The sequence below is a fragment of the Streptomyces tauricus genome (assembly GCF_014650955.1).
GTDB classification, from domain to species: Bacteria; Actinomycetota; Actinomycetes; order Streptomycetales; family Streptomycetaceae; genus Streptomyces; species Streptomyces tauricus.
Genome location: NZ_BMVY01000008.1, coordinates 160,313 through 181,074, shown reverse-complemented (window position 1 = coordinate 181,074; position 20,762 = coordinate 160,313). Strand labels below are relative to the sequence as shown.

Here is a 20,762-nt window from a genome sequence, read left to right as displayed (position 1 = left end):
GGGCACGGTCATTGTGCCGCACACGCGCGTGTGTCCACCGTTCGATGGACATAAGGAAGTACGTGCGGTCGTCCCGGAACGCTCGCTTCGGCGGGACGCTCGTTCGCATGACAGCACACGCGAACGAACTCGCGGTCGACGTACGGGGGCTGCGCAAGCGGTACGGCGACATCACCGCCGTCGACGGCATCGACCTCGGCATCCGGCGGGGCGAGGTGTTCGGCCTGCTCGGACCCAACGGCGCGGGCAAGAGCACCACGGTGGAGATCCTGCAGGGCAACCGTTCCCGCGACGCGGGCGAGGTCTCGGTGCTCGGTCTGGATCCGGTGGACGCCACGCGCGCGTGGCGCTCGCGGGTCGGCATCGTCTGGCAGGACGAATCCGCGCCCGCCGAGTTGACGGTGGGCGAAACGGTCCGCCATTTCGCGCGCTACTACCCGGCGCCGCGTGACCCGGCGGAGGTCATCGGCCTGGTGGGCCTGGAGGAGAAGACGGGCAGCCGGATCAAGGCGCTCTCGGGCGGGCAGCGGCGCCGGCTCGACGTGGCGCTCGGAGTGATCGGCGGCCCGGATCTGCTGCTCCTGGACGAGCCGACGACCGGTTTCGACCCGGCGGCCCGGCGGCAGTTCTGGGAGCTGATCCGCAGGCTCGCGGCCGAGGGCACGACGATCCTGCTGACCACGCACTACCTGGAGGAGGCGGAGGCGCTCGCGGACCGGCTCGCGGTGATCGCGCGCGGACTGGTCGTGGCCGAGGGCGAACCCGCGGAGCTGCGCGACCGGTTCGGCACCGAGGCCACCGTGGAGTGGACGGAGTCCGACGGCTCGCCCCGTACGGAACGCACCGGCACACCCACGCGTACGGTCGCCGAGCTGACGCAGCGCTTCGACGGGGAGATCCCGGGGCTGCGGGTGAGCCGCCCGACCCTGGAGGACGTCTATCTGCGGCTCACGGGGCAGGAGGCCGCGCGATGACCACGACCACGGCACGGGTGCCTACGCGGGAGAGGGGCACGCAGCGGCTCCCGGCGGCCTGGCGGCTCGGCTTCCACCGGGGCGCCCTGGAGATCAAGCAGTTCTTCCGGCTGCGCGACCAGGTGGTCTTCACCTTCGCCTTCCCCATCGTGTTCCTCTTCCTCTTCGCGTCGATCTTCAGCGACGACGTGACGGGCGCCGGCGTCACCGCCTCGCAGCTGTACGTCCCGGCGATGATGGCCGCCGGCATCATGACCACCAGCTTCCAGTCGCTCGGCATCTCCATCGCGATCGAGCGGGACGAGAAGGTGCTGCGCCGGCTGCGCGGCACGCCGATGCCGCCGGCCGCGTACTTCATCGGGAAGATCTGGCTCGTTCTCGTCACCGGCTTCCTGGAGACGGTGATCCTGCTCGCCGTCGGCATCACGTTCTACGGCGTGGAGCTCCCCTCGGACGCCACGAGGTGGCTGCACTTCGGCTGGATCTTCCTGCTGGGCCTGACGGCGTGCGCCCTGCTGGGCATCGCGATCAGCTCGGTCCCCAAGACCGGCAGGAGCGCCACCTCCGTGGTCGTACTGCCCTTCCTGGTACTGCAGTTCATCTCCGGGGTGTACATCTCCATCGACACCATCCCGGACTGGATGCTCGGCATCAGCGCGGTGTTCCCGCTGAAGTGGATGTGCCAGGGGCTGCGGGGCGTGTTCCTGCCGGACTCGGCGCAGGTCCTGGAGCAGGCGGGCAGCTGGGAGTTCGGTCGCATCGCGCTGGTGCTGGGGTCGTGGTGCATCGGAGGATTGCTGCTCGGCGGCCGTCGGCAGCTGGATCATCCGGGTCATCGAGCAGAGCCAGGACCGGGCCACGCTGATCGCCGAACTGGACGCCAGCCGCCACGAACTCTCCCGGCTCTCGGCCGCGCACGGCGCCCTGGCCGAACGGGAACGCCTCTCCCGGGAGATCCACGACACCCTCGCCCAGGGCTTCACGAGTCTGCTGATGCTCACGCAGGCCGTCGAGGCGGAGCTGGACCGCTCCGACGTGGCGAAGGCCCGCCGGCATCTGGTCCTGATGGAGGGGACCGCACGGCAGAACCTCGCCGAGGCACGGGCCCTGGTCGCCGGCGGTACGCCCGCCGACCTCGACGGGGCGTCGCTGCCCGACGCGCTGCGCCGGCTCGCCGCACGGCACGAGGCGTCGGTGACCGTGTCGGGGCCCGTGCGGGCGCTGCCCGCCGCGACGGAGGTCGTCGTCCTGCGCGCCTGCCAGGAGGCGCTGTCCAACGCCCGTAAGCACGCGGGGAGTTCAGCCACTGTCGGGATCGACCTGCGCTACTCCGACGAGCGGCTCTCGGTGGGTGTCGGCGACGACGGGTGCGGCTTCGACCCTTCCCTGCCGTCCGGTGGTTACGGGCTCGCGGGGCTGCGGGCGCGGGCCGCCGAGGTGGGCGGGACGACGGTGGTCCGCAGCGCGCCCGGCGAGGGCACGACGGTGACGGTCCGGCTTCCCGTGCCGCTCATGCCACGCGCACCACTCGAAAGGGGTACCCCGTGATCCGGATCGTCCTGGCCGACGATCATCCCGTCGTACGCGAGGGGCTGCGCGCGATGCTCAGCGCCGAACCCGATCTCGATGTCGTGGCCGACGCCTCCAGCGGCCCCCAGGCGGAGGCGCTGGCGGCACAACTCCGCCCCGACATCGTGCTGATGGACCTGCGGATGCCCGGCGGCGGTGGCGTCGACTCGATCGTCCGGATGACCGAGGCGGGGCTCCCGTGCCGGATCGTGGTGCTCACCACGTACGAGACCGACAGTGACATCCTGCGGGCGGTCGAGGCCGGGGCTGCGGGTTATCTGCTCAAGGATCTGCCGCGCGGGGAGCTGGCGGACGCGGTGCGGGCCGCCGCGCGCGGGGAGACGGTACTGGCGCCCTCGGTCGCCGCGCGGCTGGTGGACCAGCTGCGTGCGAGGCCGGAGCGGCCGCGGTTGTCCGTGCGGGAGGTGGCGGTGTTGCGGCTGGTTTCCGAGGGGTGCACGAATGCGGAGATCGGGCGGCGGTTGTTCATCGGGGAGTCGACGGTGAAGACGCATCTGCTGCGGGCGTTCGGAAAACTGGGGGTCGACGACCGGACGGCGGCGGTCACCAGCGCGATGCGCTTCGGCTTGCTGGAGTGACCTTTCCTCGCCCCCGCCGCCCCTTCCCGTTCCCGTCCCGCATGGGGGCTGCGCCCCCTCGCCCCCGTTGTCCTCAAACGCCGGACGGGCTGAAAGATGTACGCCCGTCCGGCGACATCTCAGCCCCTCCGGCGTTTGAGGAGCGGGGGTTCGGGGGCAGCGCCCCCGAGTCAGTGACGGGAAGGGTAGGGGCGGCGGGGGCGAGAAAAAAGGGGCCCTAGCTCAGGCGGGACTCCAGTTCTGCGACGATCTCGTTCACGGCCACCGCGACCTGTTCCCCGGACTCCATGTCCTTGAGCTGGACCACGCCCTCGGACAGGTCCCGCTCACCGGCGACGACGGTGTAACGCGCGCCACTGCGGTTGGCGTTCTTCATCGCGCCCTTCAACCCCTTCGCCCCGTAGGAGAAGTCCGCAGCGACCCCGTTGCGCCGCAACTCGGTGACCACCCCGAAGAGCACCCGCCGCGCCTCCTCCCCCAGCGGCACGGCGAACACACTGGTGGTGGAGGGCAGTTGGAGGGCGACCCCCTCGGCCTCAAGGGCGAGGACCGTGCGGTCGACGCCCAGCGCCCAGCCCACGGACGGCAGCGCGGGCCCACCGATCATCTCGGAGAGACCGTCATAGCGTCCGCCACCCCCGACCGCGGACTGCGAACCGAGCCCGTCGTGGACGAACTCGAAGGTCGTCCGCGTGTAGTAGTCGAGCCCCCGGACCAGCTTCGCGTCGTCCTCGTAGGAGACACCCGCGGCCGTGATCAGCTCGCGCACCTCCTCGTGGTACGCCTTGCACGCGTCGCACAGGTAGTCCCGCAGCAGCGGCGCCCCTACCAGCTGCTTCTGGACGTCGTCCCGCTTGTCGTCGAGGACCCGCAGCGGGTTGATGTCGGCGCGGCGCAAGGTCTCCTCGTCGAGGTCGAGGCCCCGCAGGAAGTCCTGGAGGGCGGCCCGGTACACGGGCCGGCACTCCTTGTCGCCCAGCGAGTTGAGCAGGATCCGGAACTCGCGCAGCCCGAGCGAGCGGTACGCCTGGTCGGCCAGGATGATCAGCTCGGCGTCCAGGGCCGGGTCCTCGGCGCCGATCGCTTCCGCGCCGACCTGGGAGAAGTGCCTGTACCGGCCCTTCTGCGGGCGCTCGTAGCGGTAGTAGGAGCCCGAGTACCAGAGCTTGACGGGGAGGTTGCCGAGCTTGTGGAGGTTGGCCTCCAGGGCGGCCCGCAGCACGGAGGCCGTGCCCTCGGGGCGCAGCGCCAGCTGGTCGCCGCCCTTGGTCTCGAAGGCGTACATCTCCTTCGTCACGATGTCGGTGGACTCACCGACCCCGCGCGCGAACAGCTCGACGCTCTCGAAGCCGGGCGTCTCGATGTAGCCGTAACCGGAGTTGCGCAGCGGAGCGGCGATCGCCTCGCGCACCGCGAGGTACTTCGCGCTGTCCGGCGGAATCAGGTCGTACGTGCCCTTGGGGGCCTTGAAGGTGCTCACGGGAGGTCTCTCGTCACATTCCTCGTCGAGGAGCGGAGGTGGGGTCCGCTCCGGGGCCGGGCGCCGCCACCTGCCGCAGATACGGGTTGGTGGCGCGCTCCTGGCCGATGGTCGTCTGGGCGCCGTGGCCGGACAGCACCACGGTCGAGTCGTCGAGCGGCAGGCACACACGTGCCAGCGAGCCGAGCATCTCGTCCATGTCGCCGCCGGGCAGGTCGGTGCGTCCGATGGAGCCGGCGAAGAGCAGATCCCCGGAGAAGAACACGGAAGGGATCTCCGTGGTCTCGGGCATCCGGAACGTCACCGACCCCTTCGTATGGCCGGGCGCGTGCGCGACCGAGAAGTCGAGGCCGGCGAGCTTCAGCGCGGCGCCGTCCGTCAGTTCCCGCACGTCGTCCGGTTCACCGATGGTGAGCTCACCCATGAGCGGCATGCCGATCGAGCGGCCGAGTGCCCGCTCCGGGTCGCTCATCATGTACCGGTCCTCGGGGTGGATCCAGGCGGGCACGTCGTGCGCGCCGCACACCGGGACCACCGAGGCCACATGGTCGATGTGGCCGTGCGTGAGGACGACGGCGACGGGCTTGAGCCGATGCTTGGCGAGCGTCTCCTCGACTCCCTGGGCGGCCTGGTGGCCCGGGTCGATGATCACGCACTCCTCACCGGCGGCGGGGGCGACCAGATAACAGTTGGTGCCCCAGGCCCCGGCGGGGAACCCGGCAATGAGCACGTTCGTCCTTCGGTATGGCGTCGATACGGCGCGTCGGTATGTCGTACGGGGAATGGCTTCGCTGCGGTTCAGAGCCTACCGGCGCTGCCGGAACCACAGCGAACCCATATACGGTACGGGGCACACGCAGGCGGTCGGCTCACAAGACGCACGCGTCCCACCTGACGTACGAGACGCATGAGGAGATAACCCGGTGGTCACCCAGGAACAGCGGCGGCGTCAGCTCGCCCGGGAGAAGTTCTTGCGGCAACAGCAGCGGCGTACGTCCGCTCGGCGCAAGGCCCACGCTCGTAACGCGGTGATCGCGTCGGTCCTCGGCGTGATCGTCGTCGGCAGTGTGGTGTCGTACGCGACCGGGGTCTTCAAGAAGGACGACGACGACAAGTCGAACGCGGCCGCGGAGGCCAGCCCCAGCGCCTCCGCCCCCAGCAAGGCTCCGGACCCCTGTGACAAGGCCGCCGCGGGCAAGGTGAAGTCGCTGACCTACAAGAAGGAACCGGCGATCACCATCGACAAGTCGGCGGACTACACGATGAAGCTGCAGACGACCTGCGGCGCGATAGACATCGACATGCCGGCCTCGAAGGCCCCGCACACCGTGAACTCGTTCAGCTTCCTGGTGGGCAAGGGCTATCTGGACCACACCAAGTGCCACCGCCTCACCACGAACGGCATCTACGTGCTCCAGTGCGGCGACCCGCAGGGCACCGGCATGGGCGGTCCCGGCTACACCATTCCCGACGAGAACCTCAAGGACAAGCGCCTCAAGGGCGATGTGTACCCGGCGGGCACGGTGGCGATGGCCAACCAGTACAACGCGCAGACGAAGGAAGGCCGCGACAGCGGCGGCAGCCAGTTCTTCCTCGTCTACCAGGACAGTCAGTTGCCGGCCAACTACACACCGTTCGGCACGATTTCCGAATCGGGCATGAAGGTGCTGAAGAAAATCGCGGCCGCCGGCGAGAGCACTGGCCAGGGCGACGGCACCCCCAACGCGACCGTCGTGATCGACAAGGCGACCGTGACGAAATCCTGACCCTCGGCAGCGAAATTTCGGTCGCGCGGGATGCGGACAGCCGCCCCGCCGGTCGCCTATGTTGGCCGTGACGAAACTGTGGACGATGCCCGGGGGCAAAGCAGCCCCACGCAGGCATCATGTGGAGGAGGCGCTGTGAGCAGCGACCCGTGGGGCCGCGTCGACGAGACGGGCACCGTGTACGTGCGTACCGCCGACGGCGAGCAGGTCGTCGGTTCCTGGCAGGCCGGTACCCCCGACGAGGCACTGGCCTACTTCGAGCGCAAGTACGAGGGCCTGGTCGTGGAGATCGGCCTCCTCGAACGACGGGTGAAGACCACCGACCTGTCCTCGAAGGACGCCCAGGTCGCCATCGCCCATATCCGCGAACAGGTGGACGCCCACCACGCGGTCGGGGATCTCGACGCGCTGAAGGTCCGGCTGGACAAGCTCGTCGAGACGGTCGACGCCCGTCGTGAGGAGCGCAAGGCGCAGCGGGCGAAGCAGTCCGACGAGGCCAGGCACTCCAAGGAGGCGCTGGTCGTCGAGGCGGAGGAGCTGGCCCAGTCCGACCAGTGGCGGGCCGCCGGTGAGCGGCTGCGCGCGCTCGTGGACACCTGGAAGGGCCTGCCGAGGCTCGACCGGAAGTCCGACGACGAGCTGTGGCACCGCTTCTCGCACGCGCGCTCGGCGTTCTCCAAGCGGCGCAAGGCGCACTTCGCGTCGCTGGACGCGCAGCGCGAGGAGGCCCGCAAGACCAAGGAGAAGCTGGTCGCGGAGGCCGAGTCGCTCTCGGCCTCGTCGGACTGGGGTCCGACGGCGGCCCGTTACCGCGAGCTGATGGCGGACTGGAAGGCCGCGGGCCGTGCCCAGCGCGAGCACGAGGACGACCTGTGGAACCGCTTCCGCGGCGCCCAGGACGTGTTCTTCGCGGCGCGCAGCTCGGTCTTCGCCGAGCGGGACGCGGAGCAGACGGAGAACCTGAAGCTCAAGGAGGAGCTGGCCGAGGAGGCCGAGAAGCTCGTCCCGGTGCAGGATCTGAAGGCGGCCAGGGCCGCTTTCCGCTCGATCAACGAGCGGTGGGAGGCCATCGGTCATGTGCCGCGGGACGCCCGCCCGAAGGTCGAGGGGCGGATGCACGCGGTGGAGCGGGCTCTCCAGGAGTCCGAGGAGACCGAGTGGCGCCGGACGAACCCGGAGGCACGCGCGCGTGCGGAGGGTCTGACCGGGCAGCTGCAGGCGGCCGTGGACAAGCTCCAGGGGCAGATCGAGACGGCACGCGCCGCGGGGAACAACGCGAAGGCCGACAAGCTCCAGCGGGAACTCGACGGCCGGCAGGCGCTGCTGGACCAGGCGCTGAAGGGCCTGCACGAGTTCGGCGGGTAGCACGCCGAATCACGAACACAGGAGGGGCTCCCGTACGAACCTGTACGGGAGCCCCTCCTGTGTGGTGTCGGGCCGTCAGGCCTCCGAGGGCCTGCGGGCCGAGGTGACGCGGTAGACGTCGTACACGCCCTCCACTCCCCTGACCGCCTTCAGGACGTGGCCCAGGTGCTTGGGGTCGCCCATCTCGAAGGTGAAGCGGGAGGTGGCCACCCGGTCGCGGGACGTCTGGACGGCCGCGGACAGGATGTTGACGTGCTGGTCGGACAGGACCCTCGTGACGTCCGAGAGCAGCCGCGAGCGGTCCAGCGCCTCGACCTGGATGGCGACCAGGAACACCGAGGACTGGGTGGGGGCCCACTCGACGTCGAGGATGCGCTCGGGCTCGCGGGACAGGGAGTCGACGTTGACGCAGTCCGTGCGGTGGACCGACACCCCGCTGCCGCGCGTCACGAAGCCCATGATCGGGTCGCCGGGGACGGGCGTACAACAGCGGGCCAGCTTGACCCACACGTCGTCGACGCCCTTGACGACGACACCCGGGTCGGCGTTCGAGCGGCGCTTGCGGCCACGGCCGCGGGCCGGCGGGACGCTCTCGTCGATCTCCTCGGTGGCGGCCTCCTCGCCGCCGAGCGCCTGCACGAGCTTCTGCACGACACCCTGCGCGGCCACATGGCCCTCGCCGATCGCCGCGTACAGGGACGAGATGTCGGGGTAGCGCATCTCGTGCGCGAGGGTGACCAGCGAGTCGCCGGTGAGGATGCGCTGGATCGGCAGGTTCTGCTTGCGCATGGCCCGCGCGATGGCGTCCTTGCCCTGCTCGATCGCCTCGTCGCGGCGCTCCTTGGAGAACCAGGCGCGGATCTTGTTGCGGGCGCGGGGCGACTTGACGAAGCCCAGCCAGTCCCGGGAGGGTCCGGCGCCGGCCGCCTTGGAGGTGAAGACCTCCACCAGGTCGCCGTTGTCGAGGGTCGACTCCAGCGGTACGAGGCGTCCGTTGACCCGTGCTCCTATCGTGCGGTGACCCACCTCCGTGTGCACCGCGTAGGAGAAGTCGACGGGTGTGGCGCCGGCCGGCAGCGCTATCACATCGCCCTTCGGCGTGAAGACGAAGACCTCGTTGCGGGAGAGGTCGAAGCGCAGGGACTCCAGGAACTCGCCCGGGTCCTCGGTCTCCTTCTGCCAGTCGAGGAGCTGGCGCAGCCACGCCATGTCGTTGAGGTGGTCGTCCTTGCCGGTGGTACGCGGCTGGTCGGAGCGCACCTTGGAGGCGCCGGCGACGGCCTCCTGCTTGTACTTCCAGTGGGCCGCGATGCCGTACTCGGCGCGGCGGTGCATGTCGAACGTACGGATCTGGAGTTCGACCGGCTTGCCGTTGGGGCCGATGACCGTCGTGTGCAGCGACTGGTACATGTTGAACTTGGGCATCGCGATGTAGTCCTTGAACCGCCCCGGAACCGGGTTCCAGCGGGCGTGGACGGTGCCCAGCGCCGCGTAGCAGTCGCGGACCGTGTCGACGAGGACGCGGATGCCCACCAGGTCGTAGATCTCCGCGAAGTCACGGCCGCGGACGATCATCTTCTGGTAGACGCTGTAGTAGTGCTTCGGGCGGCCGGTGACGGTCGCCTTGATACGGGCCGCGCGCAGGTCGGACTGGACCTCGTCGGTCACTATGGCGAGGTACTCGTCGCGCTTGGGGGCGCGCTCGGCGACCAGGCGCACGATCTCGTCGTACATCTTGGGGTAGAGGATCGCGAAGGCGAGGTCCTCCAGCTCCCACTTGATGGTGTTCATGCCCAGGCGGTGGGCGAGCGGCGCGTAGATCTCCAGGGTCTCGCGCGCCTTCTTCTCCTGCTTCTCGCGCTTGAGATACCGCATGGTGCGCATGTTGTGCAGGCGGTCGGCGAGCTTGATGACCAGGACGCGCGGGTCCTTGGCCATGGCGACGACCATCTTGCGGACGGTCTCGGCCTGCGCGGCCTCGCCGAACTTGACCTTGTCGAGCTTGGTGACGCCGTCGACGAGCAGGGCGACCTGGTCGCCGAAGTCCTTGCGGAGGGTGTCGAGCCCGTACTCGGTGTCCTCGACGGTGTCGTGCAGGAGTCCCGCCATCAGCGTGGCCGGGTCCATGCCCAGCTCGGCGAGGATCGTCGTCACCGCGAGCGGGTGCGTGATGTACGGGTCGCCGCTCTTGCGCTTCTGGCCGCGGTGCCAGCGCTCGGCGACCTGGTAGGCGCGCTCGACCTGCCGCAGCGTCGACGTCTCGATCTTCGGGTCGTTGCTGCGCACTATCCGCAGCAGCGGCTCCAGAACCGGGTTGTACGGGTTCGAGCGCTGGACGCCGAGACGGGCGAGCCGGGCCCGTACACGGTTGGAGGAGCCACCACCGGAGCGCGCGGGCTGACCGGAGGCGGGCCGGGCGGCGGACGCGGGGCGGGCCGCGGGCGTGGATGCCTGCCGCTCGGGAGCCGCCGGCTCGGGACGTGGCTGATCCGCCGCCTTGGCCGGGGCGGCCGACCCGTTCTTCGCGGGCGCGGCTGCGGGCCCGGCGGGCGCGGGCGCCGCGGGCTGGTCGGGCTTGGCGGCCGGTGGTACCCCCGGGCGTTCGGCCCTGGGGGCGAGTGGCTGGGCCTCGTCTGGCAAGAGGGCTCCTCGTGCGCGATCCGGGTCCCCGGTCAGGCTCCGGAAACCCCATGGTAGCGATCCCGGGCCCGGGTCTCCCCTTCGGCCGGTGGGACGGCCTTCCACTGGAGAAACACGAGAGGCGGGTCCCGGATTCCTCCGGGACCCGCCTGCGCGGTGTCCTGCGGGGTTCTGAGCGGTGTCGGACGGGTGTCCGCCCGGTTGCCGGGCGGCAGGCCGTGCGCTCGCTCAGACCGTGAGCAGTGCCTCCAGCGGGACGCCGTCCAGGGCCGGCTCCAGACGGGCACGGCCGCCCAGGAAGCCGAGCTCCATGAGAACGGCGACTCCGGCGACCTGGGCGCCCGCCCTGCGGATCAGCTGGAGCGAGGCCTCGGCGGTGCCACCGGTGGCGAGGACGTCGTCGACGACCATGACGCGGTCGCCCGGCGCCAGGTCCTCGGCGTGCACCTCGATCTCGGCGGAGCCGTACTCCAGGTCGTACGACTGGCTGAGGGTCGCTCCGGGGAGCTTGCCGGCCTTGCGTACGGGGATGAAGCCCAGTCCGGCGCGGACCGCGACGGGAGCGCCCAGGATGAAGCCGCGGGCCTCCAGGCCGACGATCTTCGTGGCGCCGTTGCGGACGCTGATCTCCGCCAGGGCCTCGGTGAGCGCCGTGAACGCCGCCGGGTCCGCCAGGAGCGGGGTGATGTCCTTGAACGTCACTCCCGGCTCCGGGTAGTCCGGCACGTCACGGATGCGGCTGAGCAGCAGCTCCTCGATGCCGGTCATCGGCGCTTGCCCGAGGGACGGCCGCGACCCCTGCCGCGGGACGACGGCTGGGCCCGCTGGGCACGGGGTCCGACGACCGCGGGGGTCGCCTCGTCATCCGGCTCATCGTCCTCGTACGAACGCTCGACGACCGGGGTCTCCAGGGACTCGCCCTTCGCCGCGGCGGCGGCCCGCTTGGCCAGGACGCGCTTCCTCAGTGCCTTTATCTGCGGCTCGCGCTCCTTGAGGTCGGCGACGAGCGGCGTGGCGATGAAGATCGAGGAGTACGCACCGGCCGCGAGGCCGACGAACAGCGACAGCGAGATGTCGTTGAGCATGCCCGCGCCGAGGACACCGCCACCGATGAACAGCAGGCCCGCCACCGGGAGCAGCGCGACGACCGTGGTGTTGATGGAACGCACCAGGGTGCCGTTGATCGAGCGGTCGGCGATCTCGCTGTACGTGTAGCGGGTCTGTTTGGTGATGTCCTTCGTCTGTTCCTTGAGGCTGTCGAAGACCACCACCGTGTCGTACAGCGAGTAACCGAGGATCGTGAGCAGACCGATCACGGTGCCCGGTGTGACTTCGAAGCCGACCAGTGCGTAGACGCCGACCGTGATGGTGATGTCGTGGATGAGCGCCACGAGGGCGGCCGCGGCCATGCGCCACTCGAAGGCGATCGCCAGATAGATCACCACCAGGACCATGAAGATCGCCAGGCCCTGCCAGGCCTTGTTGGCGACCTGATCACCCCAGCTGGGGCCGACCAGGTCGGCCGCGATCTTCTCGGAGTCGACCTTCAGGTCCTTGGCGAGCTGCTGCTTGATCTGGTCGGACTTGCTGGTGTCGACGCCGGCGACCTGGATGCGCAGTCCGCCGTTGCCGAGCTTCTGGACGATCGCGTCGTGGCCGGAGGCCTCTTCCGCGTACGTCTCGGCCTGGCTCACCGAGATGCTGGTGCGCTCGGTGGTGAAGACGGCGCCGCCCTGGAACTCGATGCCCATGTTCAGGCCGCGTACCGCGAGGCCCAGGATCGCCGTGATGGTGATCAGGATCGAGACGCCGTACCAGATCTTGCGCTTGCCGACGAAGTCGTAGCCGATCTCACCGCGGTGGAGCCGGGCGCCGAGGGTGCCGAGTTTCGACATCTCACGCCTCCTTCGTGTCGACGGGGGCGGACGCGCGACGGGTGCGGCGCAGCGGCGGCTGGACGCCCAGTCGCTTCGGGTCGAGGCCGGACCAGCTGTGGCCCTCGGCGAAGAACTTCCTGCGGGCCAGGATCGTCATGAGCGGCTTGGTGAAGAAGAAGACGACGACCACGTCGAGCAGGGTGGTCAGACCCAGGGTGAAGGCGAAGCCCTGGACCTTGCCGACGGTGACGACGAAGAGCACGGCGGCGGCGAGGAACGACACGAAGTCGGAGACCAGGATGGTGCGCCGGGCGCGCGGCCAGGCACGCTCGACGGCGGGACGCATCGAACGGCCTTCGCGGATCTCGTCACGGATGCGTTCGAAGAACACGATGAACGAGTCCGCCGTGATGCCGATGGCCACGATGGCGCCGCAGACCGCGGGCAGGTTCAGCGCGAAGCCGATGGTCGGGCCGAGCAGCGCCATGATCACGTAGGTCATGACCGCGGAGACCAGCAGCGAGGCGATGGCGATGAGCGACAGACCCCGGTAGTAGAGCACCAGGTAGATGATGACCAGGGCCAGGCCGATGGCGCCGGCGATCAGACCGGCCTCCAGCTGCTCGCCGCCGAGCGCGGCGGTGACGGTGGTGACGCTCGCCTCGGTGAAGGTGAGCGGCAGCGCGCCGTACGACAGCATGTTGGCGAGGTCCTGGGCCTCCTGCTGGTCGAAGCTGCCGGAGATCTCCGCGGTGCCGCCGGTCAGCGCCTGGCTGACGTACGGGTCGGAGACGACCTCACCGTCGAGGACGATGGCGAACTGGTTCTGCGGGGACTGGTTCTGCGCCAGCTTGCCCGTGATGCTCGCGAACTTCTTGCCGCCCTTGCCGGTGAAGTCCATGGTGACTTTCCAGCCCGCGGCACCCTGGGTGTCGAACACGGCCGAGGCCTTGTCGACGTCCGTGCCCTCGACCTCGGCCGGGCCGAGGATGTACTTCTGCCACTGGCCCTGCGAGTTCTGGCCGCAGGCCACGGTCGGGTCGCCGGCCTTGACGCCGTCACCGGCCTTGGCGCGGACCGTCTTCTTGCTGCAGTCCAGCGCGGTGTACTGCGCCTGGAGCTTCGCGGTCGCCGGGTCGGTGCTCGCGGAGGCGGAAGGCGAGGCGGACGCGTCGGCGGAGGAACTCCCGCCGCTCGCCGAGGGAGTGGGGTCGGCCTTCAGCGCGTCGGTGACCGCCCGGCCCTGCGAGGTGGCAGAGGCGGAGGGCGACGAGGAGGAGGTGGCCTTCTCGCTCTCCTCGGCCGAGGCGGACGGGCTCGCGGAGGAGCTGCCGGACGCGCTCGGGGACGGGGTCGCGGCGTCGGCGCCGGAGACCTCGGTGACCAGGACGGGACGGAAGTAGAGCTTGGCGGTGGTGCCGACCTGTTCCCGGGCCTGCTCGGAGTTCGTACCCTTGGGGATGTTGACGATGATGTTGCTGTCGCCCTGGGTCTGCACCTCCGCTTCGCTGACGCCCAGACCGTTGACACGGCGGTTCATGATGTCGACCGCGGTGTCCATGTTGGTCTTGTTGATCGCGTTCTTCTGACCGGGCTCGTTCTTCGCCTGGAGCGTGATGCTCGTACCGCCGGCGAGGTCGATGCCCAGTCGCGGTGTCGTGTGCCCGGAGGCGAACATGCCGCCGGTGAGCGCCACGATGGCGATCAGGATCAGGGCCAAGGTGCGCCCCGGCCTGCCCTGGGTGCCCTGTCGGCCCTTCTTAGGTGCTGCCACCTTCTCGTTCTCCCTCTTCGTCCGCCCGGTCTCTCGGTACCTTCGCGGACGGGCATCAAATGGTGTGGAGGTTCCGCGCGAAGCCGGACGTCCGGGGACCGCGGCGCGCGAGCGGCGCACTCCGCGGTCACCCGGTCGTGGCTACTTCGTGTCGGACTCGCCGTCGGACTTCTTCAGCTCTGCGGCGTCGGTCTTCTTCGGCTCCGCGACGGCGGACTCGTCGGCGGGCTCGACCACCGGCTCGGCGATGGGCTCGGCGACCGGCTTGACGACCGGCTCGTCGGCCGTGTCCTTCTTGCCGAGGTCGACGTGACGGTCGTCGGAGACGTCGGCGGACTCGTCCGTCTCGGTGAGGGAGGAGGCGTCGTCCGGCACGACCGACTCGTCGGACTTCAGGTCGTGCTCGATGCCGTGGACGATGCGGTTGTACTCGTCGTCCCCGAGGACCGCGCCGATGGCGTTCTTCGCGAAGAGCAGGTCGACGCCCGGGCCTGCGTCAAGGAGGACCGTCTCCTCGTTGACCTCCTTCACCGTCGCGTACATGCCACCGATCGTGCGGACACCGGTGCCGGGCTGCATCTCGTTGCGCATCTGCGCAGCCGCATTCTGCTTCTTCTTGGCCGACCGGGTCATCAGGAACATGGCCCCGATGAGCACGATGAACGGGAGGAGGGTCACGAGACTCACGGGACGGAACTTCCTTCAGTCGACCGCGATGGTGAGCGGCCTGTGGATGGGGGTATGTACACCGTCGACAAGGGCGGCATCGGCGGAGTCTAAGCGAGTCCGCCGTCAAGGAACAACGCTCAGCATGGCACCGGGGTTCCTGACCTCGCGAGCCCCCTCGCCGTCACGCCCCGAACAGGTCCCCTTGTCCGTTTCCACCGGTCGACGACCGGGGCGGCGTGAGGCCCAGGTGAGCCCAGGCGGCCGGGGTGGCGACGCGTCCGCGGGGTGTACGGGCCAGCAGCCCCTCGCGTACGAGGAAGGGTTCGGCCACCTCCTCGACGGTCTCCCGCTCCTCCCCCACGGCCACGGCGAGCGTGGAGAGGCCGACGGGCCCGCCGCCGAAGAGCTTGAGGAGGGCTTCGAGGACACCACGGTCGAGGCGGTCGAGGCCGCGGCTGTCCACTTCGTACACCGCGAGGGCGGCCCTGGCGATGTCCTGGTCGATGACGCCGTCGGCCTTGACCTGGGCGTAGTCGCGGACCCGGCGCAGCAGACGGTTGGCGATACGCGGCGTGCCCCGGGAACGGCCGGCGATCTCGGCGGCTCCGTCCGGGTCGATCTCCACGTCGAGCAGATGTGCGGAGCGGTGGATGACCCGCTCCAGTTCGGCGGGCTCGTAGAACTCCATGTGGGCGGTGAAGCCGAAGCGGTCGCGCAGCGGGGGCGGCAGCAGGCCCGCGCGCGTGGTGGCGCCGACAAGTGTGAAGGGCGGCAGTTCGAGGGGGATGGCGGTGGCGCCGGGGCCCTTGCCGACGATGACGTCGACGCGGAAGTCCTCCATCGCCATGTAGAGCATCTCCTCGGCCGGCCGGGACATGCGGTGGATCTCGTCGAGGAAGAGGACCTCGCCCTCCTGGAGGGAGGACAGGATCGCCGCGAGGTCGCCCGCGTGCTGGATGGCGGGGCCGCTGGTGATGCGGATGGGGGCTTCCATCTCGGCCGCGATGATCATCGAGAGGGTGGTCTTGCCCAGACCGGGGGCGCCGGAGAGCAGCACGTGGTCGGCGGTGGCGCCGCGCGCTCGTGCCGCGCGCAGGACGAGGTCGAGCTGCTCGCGGACCTTCTCCTGACCGATGAACTCACCGAGGTCCTTGGGCCGCAGGGCGGCCTCGACGGCCTGCTCCTCACGGTCGGTGGACGCGCCGACGAGCCGCTCGGCGTCGGCGTCGTCGGTCGTCTCGTCCCAGTTCATTCGGCGTGCCTCGCGGGGTAGTGGGTCCGGGTCGTACGGATAGAAGTCTTTACTACGGGGGCGCGACCCGTGAGGGCGCGCCCCCGAGGGGGCGCGGGGAACTGCGCGACCGGCCACGACGCACCCGCGCCTTCAGGACGCCCCCTCCCCCGCGGTCGGCGGCCCGCTCAGCGAGCCCGGTTGAGCGTCTGGAGCGCGGCCTTCAACAACTGACCGATCTGCGGCACCTCGCCGGCCGCCTCCGCCTGCGGCGCGACCGCGGAGACCGCCTCGTCGGCCTCCCGCGTCGCATACCCCAGCCCGATCAGCGCGGCATGCAACTGCTCGCGCCATCCCGCGGCGACGGGCCGCCCGATGGCCGCCCCACCCGTACCGAGCGGCTCGCCGAGGCGGTCCTTCAGTTCGAGCAGCAGCTTCTGGGCGCCCTTCTTGCCGATGCCCGGGACGGCGGTGAGGGTCTTCTCGTCCCCGGTGGACACCGCGCGGCGCAGGGCGTCGGGGCTGTGCACGGCGAGCATCGCCTGGGCCAGACGCGGGCCCACCCCGCTCGCGGTCTGCAGCAGCACGAAGGTCTGGCGCTCGTCGTCGTCCACGAATCCGTACAGCGTGAGGGAGTCCTCGCGGACGACCAGGGAGGTGGCGAGCCGGGCCTCCTGGCCCATGCGCAGTCCGGAAAGGGTGTTCGGGGTGCACTGGACGGCGATGCCGATACCGCCCACCTCGACCACCGCGGAGTCGGGGGCGAGGGCGGCGACCTTGCCGCTGACGAACGCGATCATCGGGTGACCTTCCGGCTGGAGAGCTGGGCCCGGCGGTGCGCGGCCTGTGCCTGCTGGAGGCGGTTCACGGCCGGGGCGCGCCAGATGTGACAGATGGCGAGGGCGAGGGCGTCGGCGGCGTCGGCGGGCTTGGGGGGCGCGTCGAGCCGGAGCAGCCGAGTGACCATGGCGCCGACCTGGGCCTTGTCGGCGCGGCCGCTGCCGGTGACGGCGGCCTTGACCTCGCTGGGGGTGTGCAGGGCGACGGGGATGCCGCGGCGGGCCGCGCAGAGCATGGCGACGGCGCTGGCCTGGGCGGTGCCCATCACCGTACGGACGTTGTGCTGGCTGAACACCCGCTCCACGGCGACGTGTTCGGGCCGGTGCTCGTCGAGCCACTGCTCGATGCCCTGCTCGATGGCGACGAGACGCTGCCCCAACTCCGCGTCGGCGGGGGTGCGGACGACTCCGACGGCGATCATGGAGAGCGGCCGGCCCGCCACGCCTTCGACGACACCGACACCGCACCGGGTCAATCCGGGGTCAACGCCCAGTACCCGCACCCGGCCCCCTCCTTCGGTCTTTCGGCCCCACCCGGCCGTCACCGGGGAGCTGCCCCCGATTCGTGCAGGTTATCGGGTGCCACCGACAACGCCCGCCAGCGACGCCCGACAGGAGGACCGGCCGGGAACGGGACGGGCCGACGGGGTGTGTCCCGTCGGCCCGTTGAGCCCGTACCGCCCGCGGCGCGGTGACGCGCGGCGCGCGGTGTTACGCGTCGACCTTCTCCATGACCTCGTCGCTCACGTCGAAGTTGGCGAAGACGTTCTGGACGTCGTCGCTGTCCTCAAGGGCGTCGATGAGCTTGAAGATCTTCCGGGCGCCCTCCTCGTCCAGCTCGACCTGCATGGTCGGGACGAAGTTGGCGTCGGCGGAGTCGTAGTCGATGCCCGCGTCCTGGAGCGCGGTGCGCACCGCGACCAGGTCGGTGGCCTCGGAGAGGACCTCGAAGGACTCACCGAGGTCGTTGACCTCCTCGGCACCCGCGTCGAGCACGGCACCCAGGACGTCGTCCTCGGAGAGCTCGCCCTTGGGGACGATGACGACGCCCTTGCGGTGGAAGAGGTACGAGACGGAACCCGGGTCGGCCATGTTGCCGCCGTTGCGGGTCATGGCGACGCGTACGTCCGAGGCGGCGCGGTTGCGGTTGTCGGTGAGGCACTCGATGAGCACCGCGACACCGTTCGGGCCGTAACCCTCGTACATGATCGTCTCGTAGTCGGCGCCACCGGCTTCGAGACCACCGCCGCGCTTGACCGCGGAGTCGATGTTCTTGTTCGGGACCGAGGACTTCTTGGCCTTCTGCACGGCGTCGTAAAGCGTCGGATTGCCGTCGAGGTCCACGCCGCCCATACGCGCCGCGACCTCGATGTTCTTGATCAGCTTCGCGAAGAGCTTGCCGCGCTTGGCGTCGATCACGGCCTTCTTGTGCTTCGTCGTGGCCCATTTAGAGTGGCCGGACATCTGCCTGTCTCCTTCGCGTAACCCAACCAGTACGAACTCCCGAGGCCTCGAGAGCCTGGGGGACCCCCAGATCCTACTAGGACGCCGCTGTCCGGGTCGCGCGCACCATGTCGACGAAGAGACCGTGCACGCGGTGGTCGCCGGTCAGTTCCGGATGGAACGACGTGGCGAGCGCGTTGCCCTGGCGCACGGCGACGATGTGACCGCCGTACTCGGCCAGCACCTCGGCCTCCGCGCCCACGGATTCCACCCACGGGGCCCGGATGAAGAGTCCCTCCACAGCATCGCCCTCGATGCCCGTCACGTCGACCTTCGCCTCGAAGGATTCGTTCTGCCGGCCGAAGGCGTTGCGGCGCACGATCATGTCGATGCCGCCGATGGTCTCCTGGCCCGAGCGGGGGTCGAGGATCTTGTCGGCGAGCATGATCATGCCCGCGCAGCTGCCGTAGACGGGCAGGCCGGCCCGCACGCGCGCGCGGAGGGGCTCCATCAGGCCGAAGAGGACGGCCAGTTTGGAGATGGTGGTGGACTCACCGCCGGGGACGATCAGTCCGTCCACCTCGGCGAGTTCCTCGGGGCGCCGCACCGGCCTGGCCACGGCGTCCGCCGCGGCCAGGGCGATGAGGTGCTCCCGTACGTCGCCCTGGAGGGCCAGGACGCCTATGACGGGGGTGGTGCTCATCTACGGAGTGCCTGCCTTGTGTGAAGGGGTGCCCTGGAGAGGATGGTTACCGTCGGGAGGGCGCTTGCCGCCGTCCGCGTGGCGGTTGCCGTCCGGGCGGTGATTACCAGCCGCGGTTCGCGTAGCGCTCGGACTCGGGGAGGGTGTCGCAGTTGATGCCGACCATGGCCTCGCCGAGGTTGCGGGACGCGTCCGCGATGATCTTCGGGTCGTCGTAGAAGGTGGTCGCCTTCACGATGGCCGCGGCGCGCTTCGCGGGGTCGCCCGACTTGAAGATGCCGGAGCCGACGAAGACACCCTCGGCGCCGAGCTGGCGCATCAGGGCGGCGTCGGCGGGAGTGGCCACGCCACCCGCGGAGAACAGCACGACCGGGAGCTTGCCCAGCTCGGCGACCTCCTTGACGATCTCGTACGGGGCGCGCAGCTCCTTGGCGGCTGCGTACAGCTCGTTGTTGTCGTAGCCGCGCAGCCGGGCGATCTCGTTCTTGATCTGGCGCAGGTGGCGGACTGCCTCGACGACGTTGCCGGTGCCGGCCTCGCCCTTGGAGCGGATCATGGCCGCGCCCTCGGCTATGCGGCGCAGGGCCTCGCCCAGGTTGGTGGCGCCACAGACGAAGGGGGTCGTGAAGGCCCACTTGTCGGAGTGGTTGACCTCGTCGGCGGGGGTGAGCACCTCGGACTCGTCGATGTAGTCGACACCGAGGGACTGCAGGACCTGGGCCTCCACGAAGTGGCCGATACGCGACTTGGCCATCACCGGGATCGAGACGGCCTCGATGATGCCCTCGATCATGTCCGGGTCGGACATGCGTGCCACGCCGCCGTCCTTGCGGATGTCGGCCGGGACCCGCTCCAGGGCCATGACGGCCACGGCGCCCGCGTCCTCGGCGATCTTCGCCTGCTCGGGCGTGACGACGTCCATGATCACGCCGCCCTTGAGCTGCTCGGCCATGCCGCGCTTCACGCGCGCGGTGCCGGTGGCCGGGGTGTCGGTGGGCTGGGCGGGGTGGGAGAGCGTGCTGGACACGGGTTGACCTCACTCGGTGAAAGAGGGCTTCTGCAAACACCGAGGAAACGCCTGGGGAGCAGGCCACAGCAAGGGCCAATGGGTAGGCGGTGGCTCATTTTCCGGCCCGTAGGGAGCTTTTCCGCTGGTCAGGGACTTGTCAGGGATGCACGCACCGGCCGGGCGGAGGTCCCCGGGGGCGCGTGGGCTACGTGCCCGGGCGGTCCGCCAGCGCCGTCGGGGGTTCGTCGTCCATCTCGAACGCCAGCGGGAACGGGGCGTGTCCGGCCAGCCGGAACCAGCGCACCTTGCGGTGGCGGCGCAGCGCGCGGGCGGCCCGTACGGCGTCGTTGTGGAAGCGGCGGGCCATCGGTACGCGGCGGACCGCCTGGGCGAGTTCGCGGGCCGCGTCCTCGCCGCCGCGGGCCGCGCGGACCGCCTCTACCTGCTCGGTCGCTCCGAAGACGGCCCGCAGTGCCTGGCTGAGGTCGCTCTCGGCGACCTCCCGCTGGTCCTCCTCGGCCTGCCGGGCCGCGTGCGCGGCCTCGTAGAGCACCATCGAGGCGGCCGGGTCGAGCACTCCGGCGGTGGCCAGTTCCTGCGCGACCGAGGCGCGTCGCAGGAGCTGGGCGTCGAGTGCTGCGCGGGCGGCGTCGATGCGCGAGTGCAGGCGGTCCAGCCGGCCTGCCGTCCAGCTCAGGTAGAGGCCGATCGCCACGAGGGCGACCACGATCCAGATCAGGGTGGAGGTCACGGGGGCACACGCTACCGGTGGGGCCTGCGCCGTCTGACGCGGCGTCGGCGCGTGCGCGGCGCCTCCGGCGCCG

At 70.2% G+C, this 20,762-nt stretch carries 18 protein-coding genes and 2 pseudogenes; 6 read left to right on the top strand and 14 right to left on the bottom strand.

The window, feature by feature from the left end:
* The first annotated feature begins 107 nt into the window (after positions 1 to 107).
* From IE278_RS15805 to IE278_RS15790, 4 genes and pseudogenes are all read left to right on the top strand, one after another.
* Positions 108 to 974 (top strand): ABC transporter ATP-binding protein, encoded by an 867-nt coding sequence (locus IE278_RS15805; protein ID WP_189772756.1) that lies wholly within the window; start codon positions 108 to 110, stop codon positions 972 to 974.
* Positions 971 to 1,777 (top strand): annotated as a pseudogene (locus IE278_RS15800) (ABC transporter permease); the annotation flags it as partial. The gene IE278_RS15805 and the pseudogene IE278_RS15800, both read left to right, overlap by 4 nt.
* Positions 1,776 to 2,522: pseudogene (locus IE278_RS15795) on the top strand (sensor histidine kinase); the annotation flags it as partial. The pseudogenes IE278_RS15800 and IE278_RS15795, both read left to right, overlap by 2 nt.
* Positions 2,519 to 3,142: a response regulator gene (locus tag IE278_RS15790; protein WP_189772754.1), complete on the top strand. Its 624-nt coding sequence runs from the start codon at positions 2,519 to 2,521 to the stop codon at positions 3,140 to 3,142. The pseudogene IE278_RS15795 and the gene IE278_RS15790, both read left to right, overlap by 4 nt.
* A 217-nt stretch (positions 3,143 to 3,359) precedes the next feature.
* Here IE278_RS15790 and hisS read toward each other — a convergent pair whose 3' ends face one another.
* A complete protein-coding gene (hisS, locus tag IE278_RS15785; protein ID WP_189772751.1) occupies positions 3,360 to 4,622 on the bottom strand; it encodes a histidine--tRNA ligase in 1,263 nt (420 codons plus the stop codon).
* 13 nt (positions 4,623 to 4,635) lie between these two features.
* Positions 4,636 to 5,352: an MBL fold metallo-hydrolase gene (locus IE278_RS15780; protein ID WP_189772749.1), complete on the bottom strand. Its 717-nt coding sequence runs from the start codon at positions 5,350 to 5,352 to the stop codon at positions 4,636 to 4,638.
* Between the two features lie 193 nt (positions 5,353 to 5,545).
* Between IE278_RS15780 and IE278_RS15775 the strand changes: the two genes are divergently transcribed.
* On the top strand, positions 5,546 to 6,388 hold the full coding sequence (locus tag IE278_RS15775) for a peptidylprolyl isomerase (RefSeq protein WP_189772747.1): 843 nt from the start codon (positions 5,546 to 5,548) through the stop codon (positions 6,386 to 6,388).
* A 135-nt stretch (positions 6,389 to 6,523) separates the two neighbouring features.
* Positions 6,524 to 7,753 carry a DUF349 domain-containing protein gene (locus IE278_RS15770; protein WP_189772745.1) on the top strand — a complete coding sequence of 410 codons (1,230 nt, stop codon included), beginning with the start codon at positions 6,524 to 6,526 and terminating at the stop codon, positions 7,751 to 7,753.
* 75 nt (positions 7,754 to 7,828) lie between these two features.
* Here IE278_RS15770 and IE278_RS15765 read toward each other — a convergent pair whose 3' ends face one another.
* The 12 genes from IE278_RS15765 to IE278_RS15710 all read right to left on the bottom strand — a co-directional run bounded on the left by IE278_RS15765 (position 7,829) and on the right by IE278_RS15710 (position 20,689).
* Positions 7,829 to 10,393: a RelA/SpoT family protein gene (locus tag IE278_RS15765; protein WP_189772743.1), complete on the bottom strand. Its 2,565-nt coding sequence runs from the start codon at positions 10,391 to 10,393 to the stop codon at positions 7,829 to 7,831.
* 228 nt (positions 10,394 to 10,621) lie between these two features.
* Positions 10,622 to 11,161, bottom strand: a complete 540-nt coding sequence (locus IE278_RS15760; RefSeq protein WP_189772741.1) for an adenine phosphoribosyltransferase — start codon at positions 11,159 to 11,161, stop codon at positions 10,622 to 10,624.
* Complete coding sequence (secF, locus tag IE278_RS15755; RefSeq protein WP_189772739.1) at positions 11,158 to 12,288, bottom strand: protein translocase subunit SecF; 1,131 nt, start codon at positions 12,286 to 12,288, stop codon at positions 11,158 to 11,160. The genes IE278_RS15760 and secF overlap by 4 nt, the downstream gene beginning before the upstream one ends.
* 1 nt (position 12,289) lies before the next feature.
* A complete protein-coding gene (gene secD / locus IE278_RS15750; RefSeq protein WP_189772736.1) occupies positions 12,290 to 14,044 on the bottom strand; it encodes a protein translocase subunit SecD in 1,755 nt (584 codons plus the stop codon).
* A 141-nt stretch (positions 14,045 to 14,185) separates the two neighbouring features.
* Positions 14,186 to 14,731: a preprotein translocase subunit YajC gene (yajC, locus tag IE278_RS15745; protein WP_189772734.1), complete on the bottom strand. Its 546-nt coding sequence runs from the start codon at positions 14,729 to 14,731 to the stop codon at positions 14,186 to 14,188.
* A 163-nt stretch (positions 14,732 to 14,894) separates the two neighbouring features.
* Positions 14,895 to 15,965: a Holliday junction branch migration DNA helicase RuvB gene (gene ruvB / locus IE278_RS15740; RefSeq protein ID WP_189772732.1), complete on the bottom strand. Its 1,071-nt coding sequence runs from the start codon at positions 15,963 to 15,965 to the stop codon at positions 14,895 to 14,897.
* A 167-nt stretch (positions 15,966 to 16,132) separates the two neighbouring features.
* On the bottom strand, positions 16,133 to 16,744 hold the full coding sequence (ruvA, locus tag IE278_RS15735; protein ID WP_189772730.1) for a Holliday junction branch migration protein RuvA: 612 nt from the start codon (positions 16,742 to 16,744) through the stop codon (positions 16,133 to 16,135).
* On the bottom strand, positions 16,741 to 17,286 hold the full coding sequence (gene ruvC, locus IE278_RS15730; RefSeq protein ID WP_189772729.1) for a crossover junction endodeoxyribonuclease RuvC: 546 nt from the start codon (positions 17,284 to 17,286) through the stop codon (positions 16,741 to 16,743). Before ruvC ends, ruvA begins: the two co-directional genes overlap by 4 nt.
* Positions 17,287 to 17,494: 208 nt before the next feature.
* Positions 17,495 to 18,247 (bottom strand): YebC/PmpR family DNA-binding transcriptional regulator, encoded by a 753-nt coding sequence (locus tag IE278_RS15725; protein ID WP_189772728.1) that lies wholly within the window; start codon positions 18,245 to 18,247, stop codon positions 17,495 to 17,497.
* A 76-nt stretch (positions 18,248 to 18,323) separates the two neighbouring features.
* Entirely contained in the window at positions 18,324 to 18,929 is a 606-nt protein-coding gene (pdxT, locus tag IE278_RS15720) for a pyridoxal 5'-phosphate synthase glutaminase subunit PdxT (RefSeq protein WP_189772727.1), read from the bottom strand.
* Between the two features lie 103 nt (positions 18,930 to 19,032).
* Positions 19,033 to 19,956 (bottom strand): pyridoxal 5'-phosphate synthase lyase subunit PdxS, encoded by a 924-nt coding sequence (gene pdxS / locus IE278_RS15715; RefSeq protein WP_189772726.1) that lies wholly within the window; start codon positions 19,954 to 19,956, stop codon positions 19,033 to 19,035.
* A 187-nt stretch (positions 19,957 to 20,143) separates the two neighbouring features.
* Positions 20,144 to 20,689, bottom strand: a complete 546-nt coding sequence (locus tag IE278_RS15710) for a LemA family protein (RefSeq protein ID WP_189772725.1) — start codon at positions 20,687 to 20,689, stop codon at positions 20,144 to 20,146.
* Positions 20,690 to 20,762: the final 73 nt, after the last annotated feature.

Coding starts and splice junctions, on each gene's coding strand:
- IE278_RS15805 (WP_189772756.1), top strand. CDS start 108: ATGACAGCACACGCGAACGAACTCGCGGTCGACGTACGGGGGCTGCGC.
- IE278_RS15760 (WP_189772741.1), bottom strand. CDS start 11,161: ATGACCGGCATCGAGGAGCTGCTGCTCAGCCGCATCCGTGACGTGCCG.
- secF (WP_189772739.1), bottom strand. CDS start 12,288: ATGTCGAAACTCGGCACCCTCGGCGCCCGGCTCCACCGCGGTGAGATC.
- ruvB (WP_189772732.1), bottom strand. CDS start 15,965: ATGAACTGGGACGAGACGACCGACGACGCCGACGCCGAGCGGCTCGTC.
- ruvA (WP_189772730.1), bottom strand. CDS start 16,744: ATGATCGCGTTCGTCAGCGGCAAGGTCGCCGCCCTCGCCCCCGACTCC.
- IE278_RS15725 (WP_189772728.1), bottom strand. CDS start 18,247: ATGTCCGGCCACTCTAAATGGGCCACGACGAAGCACAAGAAGGCCGTG.
- pdxT (WP_189772727.1), bottom strand. CDS start 18,929: ATGAGCACCACCCCCGTCATAGGCGTCCTGGCCCTCCAGGGCGACGTA.